This is a genomic window from Parabacteroides sp. AF14-59 (assembly GCF_003479515.1).
GTDB lineage: Bacteria > Bacteroidota > Bacteroidia > Bacteroidales > Tannerellaceae > Parabacteroides > Parabacteroides faecis.
This window is the reverse complement of sequence record NZ_QUHH01000025.1, coordinates 36,330-53,897: the sequence shown is the minus strand read 5'-3', so window position 1 is coordinate 53,897 and position 17,568 is coordinate 36,330. Positions and strand designations below refer to the sequence as shown.

Sequence of the window (17,568 nt, the reverse complement as noted above, 5' to 3'; positions counted from 1 at the left end):
ATTGTATATTTAGAATGTATATTGCAACATCGCAGTTGCTGAATGCATAGGCATGCCAACTCCATCGTCATCACGATCGATTTGAGATGCATGTCCGGTACGTCCCATAAACTGATACATTACTTGAAGTTTCAGGTTCGAATTGAAGAAATAGTAATTAGCTCCGATTGCCGGCATATTTAGTAAACCTCCCATATCTGCTCCATTACGGTCAAACAGGTCATAGCGTAGTGCCCCTTGTAATTTATCTGTTATGAAATAACCAGCCTGTGCATAAGCTCCCCAAAAGTTATATGCTTTAGATATCATTTGGCGTTTGGTAAATTTCATATTCAAATAATAACCTTCTGCAGCAAAGTAGAATCTGTTTTTGATCCAGGAAAACTCTACACCTAAACGAAGATCATTGCTACTTTCATTTTCTGCTTCTACATTGTAAGACGTAGCAAGGGCTATACTTATTTTATCATCATTCAGATTTTCCGGATCTCCTTGTGTAGAGGGCATGACTCCTTTGGGCATATAGGCGATACGTCCGGAATAAAGAAGAGAAGGAAGCCATTTATGATCGTCACTCATTGTCTTTGTTGCTGTATTGACATTGATCCCTGTGCCATTGAAAATACCTACTTGATAATTCCATTTGCCGTTGACAAGCCCATGAAATTGTATACCTAAGTCAAAACCGGTGGCAAACACAGGATTTACAGAGTTTAAAGAGTATGGTAATGAAACTGCTGTATTCAGGGAAGTCGGTAATACAGGGAATAAAGTTTCCCCGAGCGTTGTCAAATAACCATGGCTAAACGGTGTTTTAAATTTACCGACACGGATACGGAATGATTCTTTTAAAGCAACATCGAACCATGCCTGCTGTAATAGGGCTCCACCACTTTTGGCAGCATTGATAGAGAGGTTGAATGTTACTTTACCAAAAGCTTTTCCTGTGAAACCTAAAATTGCATTAGGTATAGCAAATCCGGAGTTGGCTATATTATCGGCATAGGGAGTTTCTAACCCCGGCCCGTCATAATAATTGAAAGTCCCTGAAGCTTGTACTAAAGCATACGGCTTAAATAAGAAATCCCCGGCTTTTGTGCTGAAAGAGAATCCTTTTTTTCCTGCTAAGGATACAACATCATTCTCAACGTATTTGTCATCTATTTGTATATCTTGTGCTTTTAGTGACGCAGTTGTTCCAGCCAAGATGAGCAGGGCTGTTGCGATTGATTTATATGATAGTTCCATTCTCTGTTTTTTTATAAAGTAAATCTTTTGTCGATATAATAACTGAATTAAAGTGAATTGATGAATTTGATAAGAGCGTCTCTCTCCTCTTTACTCATTCGTGAATAAAGTATTCGTGAGGCTGCACCTTCGCCATCATGCCACATAATTGCTTCTGTCAAATTACGTGCTCGTCCGTCATGTAAATAATAAGTATGCCCGTTGACAATGGACTGTAATCCAATTCCCCAAAGCGGAGTTGTACGCCATTCACAACCTTGTGCTAAACCACTAGGATAGTTGTCATCTAACCCTGGCCCCATGTCATGTAGCAGGAAGTCTGAATAGGGATGGATAACCTGGCTCCCTAACCAGGGTAATTGTGTCCCATTCAACAATATTGTACCACGTGGACGGGTATGCAAAGTAACTGTATGGCATAAGTGGCATTTAGCTTCATAAAATTTCTCTTCACCCAAAAGAACAGTCGGATCATCGATATTTCGTCGTGCAGGAACTCCTAATGCCTGCATATAAAGATCCACATTTTCCATATCTTCCGTTGATATATCTACACCATATTGAGAGAAACCCATCATTTGAGTTTGTCCTTCACATACTTCTTCTGGATACCGATCATTAGTTACTCCTAAATCAGAAGAAAAGCCAAGTTCTACTGTTAGGTCAGCATGTTGTGCTTTATTACCAGAAACGCCAATCTGATAAACTCCCCGTTCAGTAATCCAGTTCAGACGTCCACTGATGCCATACTCTGGATAATTACTTCTGTTGGCAAGCTCTTGTAATTCATCGAGATCTAATGCCATCATTTGCCCCATACCTACATGGCGAAGCGGCTGTCTTACGGTGATACGTAGATCGGATGGAGCTATACTGTCTGCATACCAGTCTGTAATGTTATAGTGTGGAGTTTGTAAACGATATTTTTCTCCATCGGGAAATTCAAACTCATCTTCTGTAAAAGTTACTTTAAGCTTTCCTTCAGGTTTTACTCCATAGATGGCTTGATCGTGCAGAACACGTCCATATTGTGGATAGAACCCTCCGTTTTTACGGGTAATATATACTAGCATGGATGAAAATCCGTAAGTGCCGGATCCTCCGTCTGTATAAAGGGATGGTTTGGTCCGTCCTGCATTTTTGTGACAACTACCACAAGAATAACCGGCATAAACAGGACCTAATCCATTTCCTACTCCTTCACCTGTACCCCGGGAACGATCGTATAAATTGTCTCCTAAATTGAATCGAGTATCATATTCTCCTGTAACCCAGTCGGCTGCCTGATCATATGCTTTAGGTCCGGAATTAAAAAGGGTTGAAATTCCCGCAGACAACTCCTCTTGTTTTGCAAGTTTCCCGTTAGGTTTTCTGATCTCAGTATCGTCTAATCCGTCTTCGCAAGAAGTCGCGCCATTCAGTAACGCAAAGATACAAAGTCCATAAAGGACTTTGTATCTAACGAATCCCCGATCTGAATGTAATTTTCGGTAAGATACGCGCATATCGTTATTTGTTTTATATTTACCTTGATTAGCTTTTGTTAGTTGTTAACTTCTAATGCATTAGCTACTTCTGTGAAAATATTTGACAACTCGCTGCAAGCTTTCATTGCTGCTTCGATTTCAGTGGTAGCACCCAGATTACTGCGGAATGGAGCAGGGATATTTCTGATAGCTTTTCGTGTTGCGGTCAGTTGTTCTCTAACCCGGCTATCCAGACTTTCATCCACAGACTTGACAAGAGCTGACATACTGGTTGCTTCATCACGGCTTCCTTCACGTCCACCAAAATATGAGTTTTCAATACTGATGATATTATCTTCATAGTCTACCAAAGAATTCCAGCTGTACCAAGATTCAACTTCTAAAACGGCTTGTTCTTTTTCTCCGGATTTCCAATAGTTGTATGGATTTGCTATTTTCTGGCTACCGACTTCATCTGCAATATTTTTTATACCGTCGTCGATGATTGTACTAACAACATGAGCGGCACTGGATAAACGACCATTGTGATCTTTCATTTCTTGTCCGAAAGCTGTTGGCACTTCTGTTGTTCCTAGACCTTCTGACCATGCTTTATGCAGACGTTGTGCATCTTTTAGCAAACGAGCTGAAACGCGCTGCATATATCCTTTTTCATTGGCTGTAACTGTTGTTGCTACTTTAGGTTTACCGTCATTGAATAACAGATATTCTAATGTGTGATAACCTCTGACCCCCTGTGCATCTTCTGTATCATCATCTAAACTCGAAAAATCTTGTGTTGCCAGGATCTGGTCAATATCATCTTTCTGTAAAGGCCAACTATCCAAACTGGGGTCTAAATTTTCGTAATCAGCAGGACCGTATAAGAATGCTTCGCTTTCTTCCCAAGGTTTGCGTGCTGCTCTCCATGCATCACAAGCTGCATCCAGATCATTTTGGTTTCCACTGGCTATGAATGTTTTTACGGCATTGTCCAGTGCTTCAACTTTTTCATCCATCAAAGCATAAGTAGGAATAACTGTTTTGTCTACATAAGTGACAATAACTTTATCCAGCATTTCTGCTGTGACTTTTTTGTCACCATCATCTTCTTTGTCTGATTCGTCATCACTGCAAGCTGTTGTGAGAAACATACCCATGCTTAAAAACAACATGGCAAAAAGATTTTGCTTTTTCATTTCCATATAATTTATTGTTTAATTGATTTATTTAGTCAAAAACCAGCCGATATATGCGATACCTACTGATATCATGTTTTCACTGTTATAGTTTCCTCCGCCGACACGGCGATTGGAATAATCAGCTTTTATAACCAGGTTAGGAAGTGCGTAATAGTTAACTCCGGCAGTCCACATTGATATCTGCATACGTTTATCTGCTAATACTTTTCCCTGTGTTTTCTCCATAGGGTTATAATATTCATAGCGTACGAATGGGTATATGCGTGGTGCATTGTCGTTAAAAAATGAGCCTACATTGTAGCCTGTTTCAGCTGCGTAGCTGATCGCATTTTTTCCTACTTGTGTACGGGGATATCCCGAACTACCCGTACTACCTTGATTTATTTGTGATAATTTTTCACTATTACTGAGATTCCCATAAACAACGTTAGCCCGTGCTGTCAGATTTTTTGTTTTATATTGAGCATCAGCTGTAAGAACTGTAACATCAAAATTGTATCCCGATGTCCGTTGAGGCTTGGATGCATTTTTAGAAGAGCGATTAAAGTAGGCGGAGGCTCCAACACGTAAGCCTTTTACTCCGCTATAATTAATGCGTCCTGCAACAGCTGGACTTGTAAAGTTGTCAATTTCAAATGCTCCTTGTTTTCCACTGGCAATCCATTCTGTATTACGGAAGCCTAATGGGTCTAACCCTGCAACAAGCATAGCTTCGTAATCAAACTTTCCTATTGTTCCAAAGAATGCAATACCATTTTCATGCCATGTTGAAGGGAGAATTGTCGTTTCCCCTTCAGGACGGTATACTCCAAAGAAATTGATCGGTTCATGATGTGCATTAGTCAAACCAACTGGAACAATAATATGTCCGGCACGTATATTGAATGATTTATGAATCAGTTTGGTAATATGGAATTGTTCCAGAGCAACTTCTCCTCCTTTTTCTACTTCCATTTCGTATTCTCCACCTTCAGAGTACCATTCCAATTCACGTGCCATACCAGTCCCTCCATATTCAAATTCTATTTCTGCTCCTAATATCCATGTAGGACTGAATTTGTAATCGAAAGCGACGATAAAACGTGGTATAGATATGCTACCCCGACTTTTTTTAGCTGATCCGTAGGGGGTTAATCTGTTCCATTGATAATCCATATAGCTGGCTGCCATTTCACCATAACCGCCAAATCTAAATTTTTCATAACCGCTTGCATAAATTTCTGCAGATTCTTCTGCTGATGTAAGTGTCTCTTCGTTCTGTGCGAAGGCTGTTGCGCAGGATCCAAGTAGAGTGATAGCCAACAAATTTGTTAATTTTCTCATTGCCTTTTGAAATTTTTGGCAAAATTAGGGCGGTTAAAAAGTATGCGCAATCGCATATAGTAGGTAAAAATTACCCAATGTTACCTATTTGTAGGTATTATATGGAGTTTTGCTGGAAAAATGCTGTAAAATCTCCATTAATGGTTAGTGACAAGTTTATTTTGCTGATATATAGGTCTTATTTGAACTTTTGAGGAGGAGAGTATCTACGAATAGAATGATTGTTGTTCAATATCAATATTATAAAAATCTTAAATGCTTTATAAATAGAGATGTCTATTTATGAATAATTCAGACAGCTAGAACTATGGCATTATTGTTTGTAGTTCTAGCTATCTGAATAAAATACTTGAATCGTGTGCCGTTTAAGAGTTGAAAATTAGATTTTTATTTTGTATTGTTAATCTTGGTATCTTTTCGATTTCCATCTTTATCAATAATAGTTATAAATAAAATGGGGTCTGACCAATTGTTTGTAATGTTAATTTCGTTAGTTGTATTGATTGGAATTTCTTTTATTGATCTGGCATTGCTTCCGGTTATGTAGATTGTGTTACCGAGATCCTCTTCGGTAATGTTAGTTATTTGTATGGAAGATCTATTGTTTATAATATTTAAAGATTTGCCACTTTTTATTGTAAAAGGAGTCGCTTTTTGATTATTTGTATCATCACTATCCTCTTTTTCAGCAGTTGATGAATATACATCTGCAATTATATAGTAGGATCCTGGTGATGCAGCAGATTGACTTAAAAAATTTAATGTTTCCTCATGTGTCGTCGATTTTCCGGCATCAAGTGAACCTAGTTTAAATACTGTTGAAAATAAATATTGATATGGTTTGTATACGGTGTTATATTTGGATAAAAAGAATCGTACACAGCAATTATTTGCTGTTTTGTTCCCGTTATTCTTGATGGTTACAGAAGCTTTAACATCACCATTGATACTGTTGCTGTTGGGAGTTACTTTTATGCTTTCAACAGATAAGTCAAATTTCTTTTCGGGTTCAGGTTCGGGGGTAGGATCTGCTTTTTTTGCAGCATAATATAGTCCATCTTTTACTTTTATCATTTGATTATTGGCTTCTTTTATGATGGCCCAGCTTCCTGCTGGATTTAAAGCAAACTTTAGCAGTATATATTGATAATATATTCCATTAGGAATTTGCTCTCTTCTATGTGTAAGAGTGTAGTAACTATCATTATTTATGCTGATAAGTCGATACTGTTTATTACCTTCGAGTGGAAAAATGTAGTTTGATTCTACTCCTGGTTTATTTAGAAGTATTTGTTTGTATGGAGCAGAATAATAGCATTCTGAATAATTGTCTAAATAAGGGGTTTTGGATAGTACGAGAGTACATGTGCCTCTAGATATCCCTGTATTATTCAGACCATTTCCATTGAATGTTACAACAGTCTTAGAATTAAGAACATTCCCTTCAGTTACATTATATGAATATGTAATATTCGTTTGTAAAATCTGATAAGGAGGGACAACTTCTGCAGATATATTTGATATATTTGCTAGGATAATAAGTAAAGATAGGATAAACTGTTTCATAATATTAATATTTATGTGTGAATTATATTTGCAAATATAAACATATATAAGAATTTGGGTAGTCACCTATAATAGGTATAATTTGATTTTGGCTACCTAGTAATAGGTATTAAATTGTTATTTTATATATAAAAGCATTCCTTTCTCAAAGGTGTCTATTTCATTCAAAAATCATTCTTTATTCATTCGACATCTGTCGAATGAATAAAGAATGATTTTTGAATGAAAATTTGTTTAAATGGAATTTTGTTTCTTTGACATAAATAATAATCTATATATACTATGAGAATCAGCAGTGAATTTTGCAAAAAAATCAAACAGGAGATGAAGTTCGAACGTGTGCATTCCCTGACACGGAGACAGAAAATAAGCCACTCTACTGTGGAAGAGAGGAAGGATAAATTGATCTCTTTCCTCAAAATAAACATTTGCATTACACGAAAGGAATATATAGGGCTGACCGGATTGACTCCTTACGAGGCCATGAACGAGCTGAATGCTTTCCTTGACCAGGGTATTCTCCGTCGCCGAGGGGCGGCAGGTGTTACGGGAGAGAATCTGCTGGCAGAATAGCTGCGCTGGTGATTTTTTGTCCTGTAATCCCTACTAATAGTTAGAAATGAGTCCATTTTACATATATATAGGTATTGTGGCCTTAGGGTAGTGCCCGTATATTTGCACCATCAATTAAGTTTTACTATTAGTATAATCGTCCTGACCAAAACCCCGATTTGTTGATTTTTATGTACACCTATTATTTAAGGTAAAATACCCAAGTGGAAGGGAGTTTTTTTATTGGTTGTCCCTTTCATATAAAAGATGAGCCATCCTGTGAAGAATGGCTCTTTTTATTTTTTCGTCTTTTCTTTAGTATAGAAAGCAATTTGCTTAATATAACACAAAGTAGGTAACAGACACCTCCCTTTTTACTCTATTATAGGTATTGTGTACTTTCCTAGCCGCCTCTATCTTTGCAAATGTAAAAAGTAACACTATTAGTATAATCGCTATATCAAAACCTTTTTGCTAATTATGTAAGCATATAAGATGATTAAACGTATGTCGGGAAGTTTTTATTGGTTGTTTCCGACATAAAAAAGGGGCTCCCCTGTGAAGGATGGTCCCTTTTTTATTTTTTTGTTATTATTTATAATCCATACGCTATGATACCTAAAAGAGGCTATATGCTACTATTCTCCGGCCTTTTTTGTAACTATTTGTAGGCATTTTGACCGTTTCCGGCATATCAAGTATATATGACCAGTTTCTTGTCCCATATAAAAGCTGTACCTTTGTCTCGAAATTAAAACCGAAGTAAACAAAGATAGGTATGAAGTTTGAAAACGAGAACTGGGCGCAGTTCAAAGGCGAAATTTGGAAAAGAGAGATTAATGTAAGGGATTTTATCCAGAACAATTATAAACCTTATGAAGGGGATGATTCTTTCCTGAAGGGCTCCTCGGATAAGACGAAAAAGGTTTGGGATAAACTGACCGAAATGTTTAAGGTAGAAAGGGAGAAAGGTGTTTACGATGCTGAAACTAAATTACCGCAGGGGATAGATACGTACGGTCCCGGGTATATCGACAAGGAAAATGAGGTCATTGTCGGTTTGCAGACAGACGCTCCGCTGAAACGCGGTATTTTCCCGAAATGCGGTGTCCGCATGGTAGAAAACAGCTTGACTGCTTATGGCTATGAGTTGGACCCGATGACAAAAGAAATCTTCACGAAATACAGAAAGACGCATAACGAAGGCGTATTCTCAGCTTATACGGATGAAATGGTTGCAGCACGTCGCTCCGCTATCATCACCGGTCTGCCGGATGCTTACGGACGCGGACGTATCATCGGTGACTACCGTCGTGTAGCATTGTATGGTACTGAAATCCTGATCACAGAGAAGAAGAACTATCTGAAACGACTCGATATTCAGGAACTGACGGAAGAGATTATCCAGAGCCGTGAGGAGATATCCGAACAGATCAAGGCCTTGAAGGCTTTCGAAAAGATGTGTGCAAGTTACGGTTTCGATGTGACCCAGCCGGCTAAGAATGCACGCGAAGCCGTTCAGTTTGTCTATCTGGCTTACCTGGCTGCTGTAAAAGACCAGGATGGTGCGGCTATGTCGTTGGGACGTACTTCTACTTTCCTCGATATTTATCTTGAAAAAGATATCCGTGAGGGCAAATTGACGGAAGAAGAAGCACAGGAGTTGATCGACCAGTTCATCATCAAACTGCGTATTGTCCGCTTCCTGCGTACTCCGGAATATAACGATCTGTTCTCCGGCGATCCTGTGTGGGTGACTGAATCTTTAGGCGGACAAGGTGTCGACGGCCGTTCTCTGGTGACAAAGACATCTTACCGTTATCTGCATACATTATATAACCTCGGCCCGGCTCCGGAACCTAACCTGACGGTGCTGTGGTTCAATAATGCTCCTGAAAACTGGAAACGTTTCTGTGCAAAGGTTTCTATCGATACTTCCGCTATCCAGTATGAGAATGACGATCTGATGCGTCCGGATTATGGCGACGATTATGGTATTGCCTGCTGTGTATCTCCAATGAAGATCGGTAAGCAGATGCAATATTTCGGTGCACGTGCCAACCTGGCTAAATGTTTGCTGTATGCGATCAATGGCGGACGTGACGAACGTTCAGGTGCGCAGGTAGCTCCGAAGTTCGAGCCGATCACCAGCGAATACCTCGATTATAACGAAGTAATGGAGAAATACGAACAGATGATGCGCTGGTTGGCGAAGGTATATGTCAATGCTTTGAAGATCATCCATTATATGCATGATAAGTATGCTTACGAAGCATTCGAGATGGGCTTGCACGACGGTCATGTGGAACGTATCCGTGCGACAGGTATTGCCGGTCTTTCTATCGTGGCCGACTCATTGGCGGCTATCCGCGATACGAAGGTGAAGGTGATCCGTGATGAACGCGGACTGGCTGTCGGTTTTGAGCGCGAAGGCGATTATGTTCCTTTCGGAAACAACGATGACCGTACGGACAGTATTGCTGTGGATATTACTGAAATGTTCATGGAATATCTGCGTCAGCACCAGACATACCGTAACGCTACTCCGACACAGTCTATCCTGACCATTACTTCTAATGTCGTATATGGAAAGAAGACAGGTGCTACGCCTGACGGACGTGAAGGCGGTACGCCGTTTGCTCCGGGTGCCAATCCGATGAACGGACGCGATACCAAGGGGGCGATTGCCGCACTGGCTTCTGTTGCCAAGTTGCCGTTCCAGCATGCACATGACGGTATTTCTTATACATTTGCCGTTTCTCCGTCTACTTTAGGTAAAGAACGTGATATTCAGATCGCCAATATGGTAGGTTTGCTGGATGGTTACTTTACTCCTGACGGCGGTCAACATCTGAACGTGAACGTTTTCGATAAGGAATTACTGTTGGATGCTATGGACCATCCTGAAAAATATCCGCAGCTGACCATCCGTGTTTCCGGTTATGCCGTGAACTTCGTGAAACTGACACGCGAACAGCAGTTGGATGTCATTTCAAGAACAATCAATCACTCACTTTAAAAGTTGACAGTTGACAAGTGATAGTTGACAGTTAGAGGATGCGTAAATGTGTCCTGGCTGTCATCTGTCATCTGTTGACTATCACTTGTCATCTGCTTATGGAGGGGAAAATTCATTCTTTAGAAAGTTTCGGTACAGTTGATGGACCCGGAATTCGCTTCGTCGTTTTTATGCAGGGATGTCCGCTTCGTTGTCTCTATTGCCATAATCCGGATACCTGGGACAGCCGGGGAGGTGCTAAATACCAATTGTCACCGGAAGAACTTCTGGCGGAAGTCTTGCGCTACAAAAATTTTATAGCTAAAGGTGGTGTGACTGTCACCGGAGGAGAACCTTTGTTGCAGGCTGAATTCCTTACCGCTTTTTTCCGTCTTTGCCGGGAAGCCGGTATTCATACGGCATTGGATACTTCCGGTTATATCTGTACACCGAAAGCTTTGGAAGTGTTGGATTATGTCGACCTGGTCCTGCTGGATATAAAAACGATCGATCCCGAATTACATCCCCGGTTAACGGCAGTGAAGCTGGATAATACGTTACGTTTCCTGGATGAACTGGAGAAACGCGGTGTTCCTGTATGGATCCGCCATGTCATCGTTCCCGGACTGACTGATAATGACGATGCGCTGAATAAACTGGCTGAATATATCAGCCGCTATAAAATGGTGCAGAAAGCAGAGCTGTTGCCTTATCATACAATGGGTGCTTATAAATATGAAGCACAAGGAATCGAATACAAATTAAAAGACGTGGAACCTCTGTCTGCCGAACGTCTGGCAAATGCCAAAGAGATATTTAAGAAACAGGGTATTACCGTGTGACCCTATTCAATCCGTTCCCTGTGAATTTTTACCGGTTGTCTACGGATTTTGTTAACGAGACGGATGCTGTCGTTCTCGATACTCGTTACGTCTCCCTGACAGTTGGTGAAATAGACGTAATTCCCCATATCCATGAACCGGTATACTTTGCAACCATCATGTTCGAATAGATACTCGACTTTATAACTGGGGTTATTATCAGGAGCTGATTGAGCGATAGGTCTTCCTGCCAGGCCACATGCTGTCAAACCGGCCATATAGGTTAGTAGTGCACCTGCCGAAAAAATGAAAAAACTTATTCTTCTCATATTCTTTTTCTTTTAGTTTGCTTTGTGTCCAAAGATAACGAAATCCAAAGACCGGAGGATAAAATTGTGTGACATTTTACCTACAATCAGGTAGATTTTTATTGCTGGGAAAAACATAGTTTTGTTTCATTTTGTTACTCAAATAAAAGTAAGAATGAATATGGAACAACATCATCATGACCATCATCACGAAATAACCTCTTTGAATAAAGCCTTTATCATCGGTATTACCCTGAACCTGGCATTTGTTGTAGCCGAGTTTGCTGCGGGCTTCTGGTATAATTCGCTCGGTTTGCTATCCGATGCCGGACATAACCTGGGGGATGTCGCCAGCCTGGTACTGGCTATGCTGGCTTTCCGGCTGGCAAAGGTACATCCGACGGCTAGTTATACTTATGGGTATAAGAAAAGTACGGTATTGGTCTCCCTGCTGAATGCGGTCATTCTGTTGGTCGCTGTCGGCATTATTATAGCTGAGAGCATAACGAAACTGTTTCATCCCCGTCCGGTAGAAGGAGATGCAATCGCCTGGGTTGCAGGGATCGGGGTTGTTATCAATGCAGTTACGGCATGGCTTTTTATGAAGGATAAGGATAAAGACCTGAATGTGAAAGGGGCTTATCTGCATATGGCGGCGGATGCGCTGGTGTCTGTCGGAGTCGTTATTTCCGGGATTGTCATTGCACATACGGGATGGTATATTATCGACCCGGTTATCGGATTGATCATAGCTTTAGTCATCATCTATTCTACCTGGGGATTGTTGCGTGACAGCTTACGTCTTTCGCTCGACGGCGTTCCTGCCGGGACCGATATTGAAAAGGTGGAAAAGGCCATGCATGCCGTGGAAGGTGTACAGGGTGTCCATCACTTGCATATCTGGGCGATCAGCACGACTGAAACAGCCTTGACCGCGCATGTCTCGATCGACGATCTGTCTGATATGGAACGCATCAAACAGGAGATCAAGCACGAGCTTCAACATGTTGGTATACATCATGCCACTCTGGAGTTCGAAACCTCGGAAATCAAGGGTGAGAGCCTGTGCTGGCCGGATTGAATCCACTTGTTAATAACTCTGAAATACTGATACCCAAAGATTTTGTCTATGAGGGCATAAAACCTTTCGATTGGATTTTTTGTTCTTACCTCGAACCGGCAACTTATCTTTGCATCAGAAACAAAACAAAATAGTAATAACGATTAAAATAAAAATTCTATGGAACCTATTATCAATTCACAAGCACCCGAGTTCAAAGTACAGGCATACCATAACGGTAAGTTCGAAACAGTAAGCAGCGACGATATCAAAGGTAAATGGGCTATTTTCTTTTTCTATCCGGCTGACTTTACATTCGTTTGTCCGACCGAGTTGGTAGATATGGCTGACAAATATGACCAGTTCCAGGCTATGGGTGTAGAAGTTTATTCTGTAAGTACAGATTCACACTTCGTACACAAAGCATGGCACGATGCTTCTGAAACGATCCGTAAGATCAAATACCCGATGTTGGCTGACCCGACAGGCGTATTGAGCCGTGCTTTCGGTGTCATGATCGAAGAAGACGGTATGGCTTACCGTGGTACATTCCTGGTAAATCCGGAAGGAAAGATCAAATTGGCTGAAATCAACGATAACGGTATCGGTCGTAATGCAGACGAACTGCTTCGTAAGGTAGAAGCTGCTCAGTTCATCGCTGAACATCCGAGTGAAGTTTGTCCCGCTAAATGGAAAAAAGGCGGCGAAACATTGAAACCGAGCATCGATCTGGTCGGTAAGATCTAATAGTAAAACTGGAGGCCGGCAACATATTGTCGGCCTTTTTTGTCTTTGAGGCATACTTAGTTACAGGTTCATTTGATAATAGGATAGCTCGAAGCTATCAAAGAATAAACAACTAATAATAAGGAGGATTTTAATAATGTTAGACTCTTCAATGAAAAATCAGTTATCCGGTATTTTTGCCGGACTGACGAACGAATATATGTTTGATGTTCAGGTATCCTCAGAACACGAAAACCGCAAGGAACTGTTGGAACTGCTGAACGATGTGGCGGACTGTTCAGATAAGATCTCTGTACAGGTGGTCGACGGAGAAGGACTGGAATTTTCTTTATTGAAAAATGGGGAAAAGACCGGTATTAAATTCCGTGGTGTTCCCAATGGACATGAATTTACCTCCCTGCTGTTGGCGCTTCTGAATAGTGACGGGAAAGGAAAGAATATTCCCGACGAAAGTATCTGCAACCGCGTGAAAGCTTTGAACGGTCCAGTCAAGCTGACAACTTATGTCTCTCTGACCTGTACCAACTGTCCTGACGTAGTACAGGCTCTGAATGCTATGGCTACGCTGAACCCGGAGATCACACATGAGATGGTGGACGGAGCGATCAATCAGGAAGAAGTGGAAGCCATGAAAGTGCAGGGTGTTCCTTCTGTCTTTGCCGGCGGCAAACTGATCCATGTGGGTAGGGGTGATTTCGGCGAGCTGCTCGGTAAGCTGGAAGCTCAGTATGGCGTGAAAGAAACAGACCTGCCTGTAGTAGAAAAGAACTATGATGTGATCATTGTGGGCGGTGGCCCTGCCGGTAGTGCGGCTGCTATTTACACGGCGCGTAAAGGGTTGAATGTGGCAGTCGTGGCGGATCGTGTAGGCGGTCAGGTAAAGGAGACGGTGGGCATCGAGAATATGATCTCCGTTCCTCAGACGACCGGTCAGCAACTGGCACTCGACCTGATGTCGCATATGAAAGATTATCCGATCGATATCCTCGAACATCGCCGGGTAGAAAATGTGGTAGTGGAGGGCCGTGATAAAATATTGACCACTTCGACCGGAGAGAAATTGATCGCACCCGCAGTGATCGTTGCGACCGGGGCAAGCTGGCGCCATCTGAATGTTCCCGGCGAAGCAGAGTATATCGGACGTGGTGTTGCTTTTTGCCCGCATTGCGACGGACCGTTTTATAAAGGAAAGCATGTGGCTGTAGTGGGTGGAGGTAACTCGGGAATCGAGGCGGCTATCGACCTGGCAGGTATCTGCTCGAAAGTGACTGTCCTGGAATTTGCCGATGCGCTGAAAGCCGATCAGGTATTGCAGGATAAACTGAGAAGTCTGCCGAATGTGGAGATATTCATGAACTCACAGACTATGGAAGTCGTGGGTAACGGTGAGAAAGTGACCGGTATCCGTGTAAAAGATCGTCAGACGGATGAAGTGCGTACGATCGGGCTGGATGGTATATTCGTTCAGATCGGTCTGGCTGCCAATAGCGGTGCTTTCCGTGAGGTGGTGGATACGAACCGGCCGGGCGAGATCGTGATTGATAGCCATTGCCGGACAAGTGTTCCGGGTATTTATGCAGCGGGTGATGTTTCGACTGTTCCTTATAAACAGATCATCATTTCGATGGGTGAAGGAGCGAAGGCTGCGCTGACAGCTTTCGAAGACCGGATGCGTGGGATAGTGTAACGTAACAATATATTTTATAAAAAGAGCCCCTCAGACTGTGGCCTGAGGGGCTCTTTTTATAAGGATTTAGCAGGATATAACGCCTCCCACCATTCCGGCTGTTCTTTCAGCCATTTGGCGAACCAGGCGAAGATCGTGTTATTCCATTCGGCACGTTTCTTATAATCGAATATCTGATGGTTCTGTCCTGTTACTTGTATAAAGGCAGTCTCTTTTCCTAATAACTTTAAGGCAGTGAACATCTGAATACTTTCTCCGATCGGCACATTCGTATCGACAGAACCGTGTAGGAACAGGAGCGGTGTATTGATTTTATCCGCATGAAACAACGGACTCTGCTCTACATAAATATCGCGGGCATTCCAGGGATAACTGTTAGCTGTTGCCAGCGAGCTATATGAATAGCCCCAGTACCCTTCTCCCCAATAACTTGTAATATCGCTGATACCGGCATGCGAGATCGCTGCAGCGAACAGATCTGTTTTCGTTTGCAGATATTGTGTCATGAATCCTCCGTAGGAGGCTCCGATACAGCCGATCTTCTTGGCATCCACGAAATGATGCTCTGTACAGAACTTTTTTGTTCCTTCAATGATCTCGTCTCCCGTGCGTTTTCCCCATGCATTGACGTGGCGTGCCGAAAATTCCTGTCCGAATCCTGTTGCCCCACTGGGTTGGATGATATAAACCACATATCCCAATGCCGCATACACATGTGACGGATAACGGTTCTCCAGCGAGCGTTCTGTTGGGCTTGTTCCACCGTAATAGTTGACGATCAGCGGATATTTCTTATTCGGATCGAAATGAGGAGGTAGATAATAGCGTCCGTAAATCGTATCGCCTGCCGCTGCCTTAAAGTTCCAGTCATGTACTTCACCTAGCGTGATATCTTTGAGTATATCTTTGGAGAGGTCTTTCAGGCAGGCAGTCGTATTCTTCTTTAGGTCAACAGCGTAAAGACGTTGCGAGTTGGAAGCACTTTCTCCGAAATAAACCAGCTCCGGAGCCGATGTAGCTATCGTAAAATCCGAGAGAATATCTTCTTTTAACGGGACAGGTTTGATCTTGCCATTAGACGGATCGAGCACATAGAGGCGGACACAATCTTTATCCTCTCCCTGGAGATAGATCTGTTTATTATGGTTGTTCCAGGTAAAAGACTGGATGGACGGGTTAAAATCCTTGCTTACGGGAGTCACTTGTTTGCTATCGGGATCATAGATAAATAGTTGCCCGTCAGCCGTATTGGAGGTTTGTCCCGGTGCGATATTCAATCCGATGCCGTCAAAAGCTTCGCCTGAACCTGCGATAGCCAATTGTTTACCATCGGGAGAGAAGCAGGCGTAATTGATAAACGGATCTTTCAGTAACGCTTCTGTTTGCATGGTTTGAAGGTCCATGCGGTAAAGCGTCGTGATGCTGAAAGGACGTTTGGTCAGTGTCCGTTCGTGGCTGGTGAATAACAGATAACGACCGTCTTGTGAGATGTCGTTGAGCGAAGTCGAATTATGTCCGTAAGTCAGGCGCTCGAAAACCCCTGTCGCCAGATCGTATTTGTGCAGGAAGGAACGGTTGCGCCATCCCGGCTGACGGTCGTCGGGAACCAGGATTTCTTCCATATCCTGATCCTTTTTCGGCCCTTCTTCAGATACGCTGAAGAGCAGATAATCTTCGGTTGGGGAGAAGACAAACCATCCGTCGGGCAAGTTGACAGAAAGTATGTTTTCCGTTTTCGTAACAGGATCGAGGCTTACCAGTTCTTTCCCTTGCAAGCCGTTACGGGTATAATACAAACGGTTGCTTTGAGGCATCCAGTTATAATTAATGGAGTTACTTTCCATCAGGACTTGTCCGCTGGCCCGGTCGGTAACCTGTTGGTATGATTCGGTTTTACCACCCGGGAAAGTGGTCTGGTAAGCTGTCAGCAGATATTTTCCGTTAGGGGAGAGATTGACGGAACGTATACGTGTTCCGTCGAACACATCGCTGATGGTATATCTTTTTTCCGGATCGGTTGTTGCTGTAACGACAGCTTCCGATTCCGTATCGAAAGAGACTTTCAGAGAGCCTGTTTTTTCTTTTTCCGACAGATATTTGATAATGACTTCATACCGGTGAGGTTCAAGTGTCAGTGCCACTTTCCCATCCGAAGGTGTCTGCTTTTCATTATTTATATAAACCTCATACGTTTCCGGTCCTTTTATCTGCAAAGATCCCTTTACATACCGGTCGCTGTTCAGATAGAAAGAAGCCAGTCCGATATGACAGGCCTGGTTATTGTCCGGTAGCATACTTTCCCCGCTGGCATTTACCTCCAGGAATTGCATACTTTGGCGGACATTGTTGAACGGAACGGATGTTTTCAGTAACTCTTTTTCAGTAAATTTCTTGCTGTTTACGTCGAGGCTGTCTTGCAGGAACGGCTTTTTAACTTCATAGGGGCCGGCGTATCTGAACTGTTTTACGATTACCTCTTCGGCAAACAGATTATAGCAGGAACAGATCGCCGCTAAAAGTAATATATTTCTTTTCATGGCGAATAAAATTAGATATTTGACGCAAAGGTATCTAATTTATTTCACCGGAT

Annotated in this window: 13 protein-coding genes; 6 read left to right on the top strand and 7 right to left on the bottom strand. The window is 42.2% G+C overall.

Going from position 1 to position 17,568, the window contains the following annotated elements; genetic code table 11:
* Window positions 1-9: 9 nt before the first annotated feature.
* The 5 genes from DWW23_RS21190 to DWW23_RS21170 form a co-directional block, all read right to left on the bottom strand.
* A complete protein-coding gene (locus tag DWW23_RS21190; RefSeq protein WP_122355909.1) occupies window positions 10-1,248 on the bottom strand; it encodes a porin in 1,239 nt (412 codons plus the stop codon).
* 47 nt (window positions 1,249-1,295) lie between these two features.
* Window positions 1,296-2,753 (bottom strand): di-heme oxidoredictase family protein, encoded by a 1,458-nt coding sequence (locus tag DWW23_RS21185; protein ID WP_122355907.1) that lies wholly within the window; start codon window positions 2,751-2,753, stop codon window positions 1,296-1,298.
* A gap of 38 nt (window positions 2,754-2,791) precedes the next feature.
* The gene (locus DWW23_RS21180) at window positions 2,792-3,919 is read right to left on the bottom strand and encodes an imelysin family protein (RefSeq protein WP_233564415.1); all 1,128 of its coding nucleotides are present in this window, start codon (window positions 3,917-3,919) and stop codon (window positions 2,792-2,794) included.
* A 21-nt stretch (window positions 3,920-3,940) separates the two neighbouring features.
* On the bottom strand, window positions 3,941-5,239 hold the full coding sequence (locus DWW23_RS21175; RefSeq protein ID WP_122355905.1) for a hypothetical protein: 1,299 nt from the start codon (window positions 5,237-5,239) through the stop codon (window positions 3,941-3,943).
* Window positions 5,240-5,626: 387 nt separating this feature from the next.
* Window positions 5,627-6,805, bottom strand: coding sequence for a CARDB domain-containing protein (locus DWW23_RS21170; RefSeq protein WP_122355903.1), 1,179 nt, complete (start codon window positions 6,803-6,805; stop codon window positions 5,627-5,629).
* Between the two features lie 324 nt (window positions 6,806-7,129).
* Between DWW23_RS21170 and DWW23_RS21165 the strand changes: the two genes are divergently transcribed.
* The 3 genes from DWW23_RS21165 to pflA all read left to right on the top strand — a co-directional run bounded on the left by DWW23_RS21165 (window position 7,130) and on the right by pflA (window position 11,197).
* The gene (locus tag DWW23_RS21165) at window positions 7,130-7,378 is read left to right on the top strand and encodes a hypothetical protein (protein WP_233564414.1); all 249 of its coding nucleotides are present in this window, start codon (window positions 7,130-7,132) and stop codon (window positions 7,376-7,378) included.
* Window positions 7,379-8,135: 757 nt separating this feature from the next.
* Window positions 8,136-10,376: a formate C-acetyltransferase gene (gene pflB / locus DWW23_RS21160; protein WP_122355901.1), complete on the top strand. Its 2,241-nt coding sequence runs from the start codon at window positions 8,136-8,138 to the stop codon at window positions 10,374-10,376.
* A 98-nt stretch (window positions 10,377-10,474) separates the two neighbouring features.
* Entirely contained in the window at window positions 10,475-11,197 is a 723-nt protein-coding gene (pflA, locus tag DWW23_RS21155) for a pyruvate formate-lyase-activating protein (RefSeq protein ID WP_122355983.1), read from the top strand.
* A gap of 2 nt (window positions 11,198-11,199) precedes the next feature.
* Here pflA and DWW23_RS21150 read toward each other — a convergent pair whose 3' ends face one another.
* Window positions 11,200-11,505: a DUF4884 domain-containing protein gene (locus DWW23_RS21150; RefSeq protein ID WP_122355899.1), complete on the bottom strand. Its 306-nt coding sequence runs from the start codon at window positions 11,503-11,505 to the stop codon at window positions 11,200-11,202.
* Between the two features lie 160 nt (window positions 11,506-11,665).
* Here DWW23_RS21150 and DWW23_RS21145 point away from each other — a divergent pair, with 160 nt between their 5' ends.
* From DWW23_RS21145 to ahpF, 3 genes are all read left to right on the top strand, one after another.
* Window positions 11,666-12,565 carry a cation diffusion facilitator family transporter gene (locus DWW23_RS21145; protein WP_122355981.1) on the top strand — a complete coding sequence of 300 codons (900 nt, stop codon included), beginning with the start codon at window positions 11,666-11,668 and terminating at the stop codon, window positions 12,563-12,565.
* 159 nt (window positions 12,566-12,724) lie between these two features.
* Window positions 12,725-13,291 carry an alkyl hydroperoxide reductase subunit C gene (gene ahpC / locus DWW23_RS21140; protein WP_122355897.1) on the top strand — a complete coding sequence of 189 codons (567 nt, stop codon included), beginning with the start codon at window positions 12,725-12,727 and terminating at the stop codon, window positions 13,289-13,291.
* Between the two features lie 136 nt (window positions 13,292-13,427).
* Window positions 13,428-14,978, top strand: a complete 1,551-nt coding sequence (ahpF, locus tag DWW23_RS21135; protein WP_122355895.1) for an alkyl hydroperoxide reductase subunit F — start codon at window positions 13,428-13,430, stop codon at window positions 14,976-14,978.
* A 56-nt stretch (window positions 14,979-15,034) separates the two neighbouring features.
* Here the strand turns inward: ahpF and DWW23_RS21130 are convergent, their stop codons facing one another.
* A complete protein-coding gene (locus DWW23_RS21130) occupies window positions 15,035-17,515 on the bottom strand; it encodes a prolyl oligopeptidase family serine peptidase (protein ID WP_122355893.1) in 2,481 nt (826 codons plus the stop codon).
* Between the last annotated feature and the right edge of the window lie 53 nt (window positions 17,516-17,568).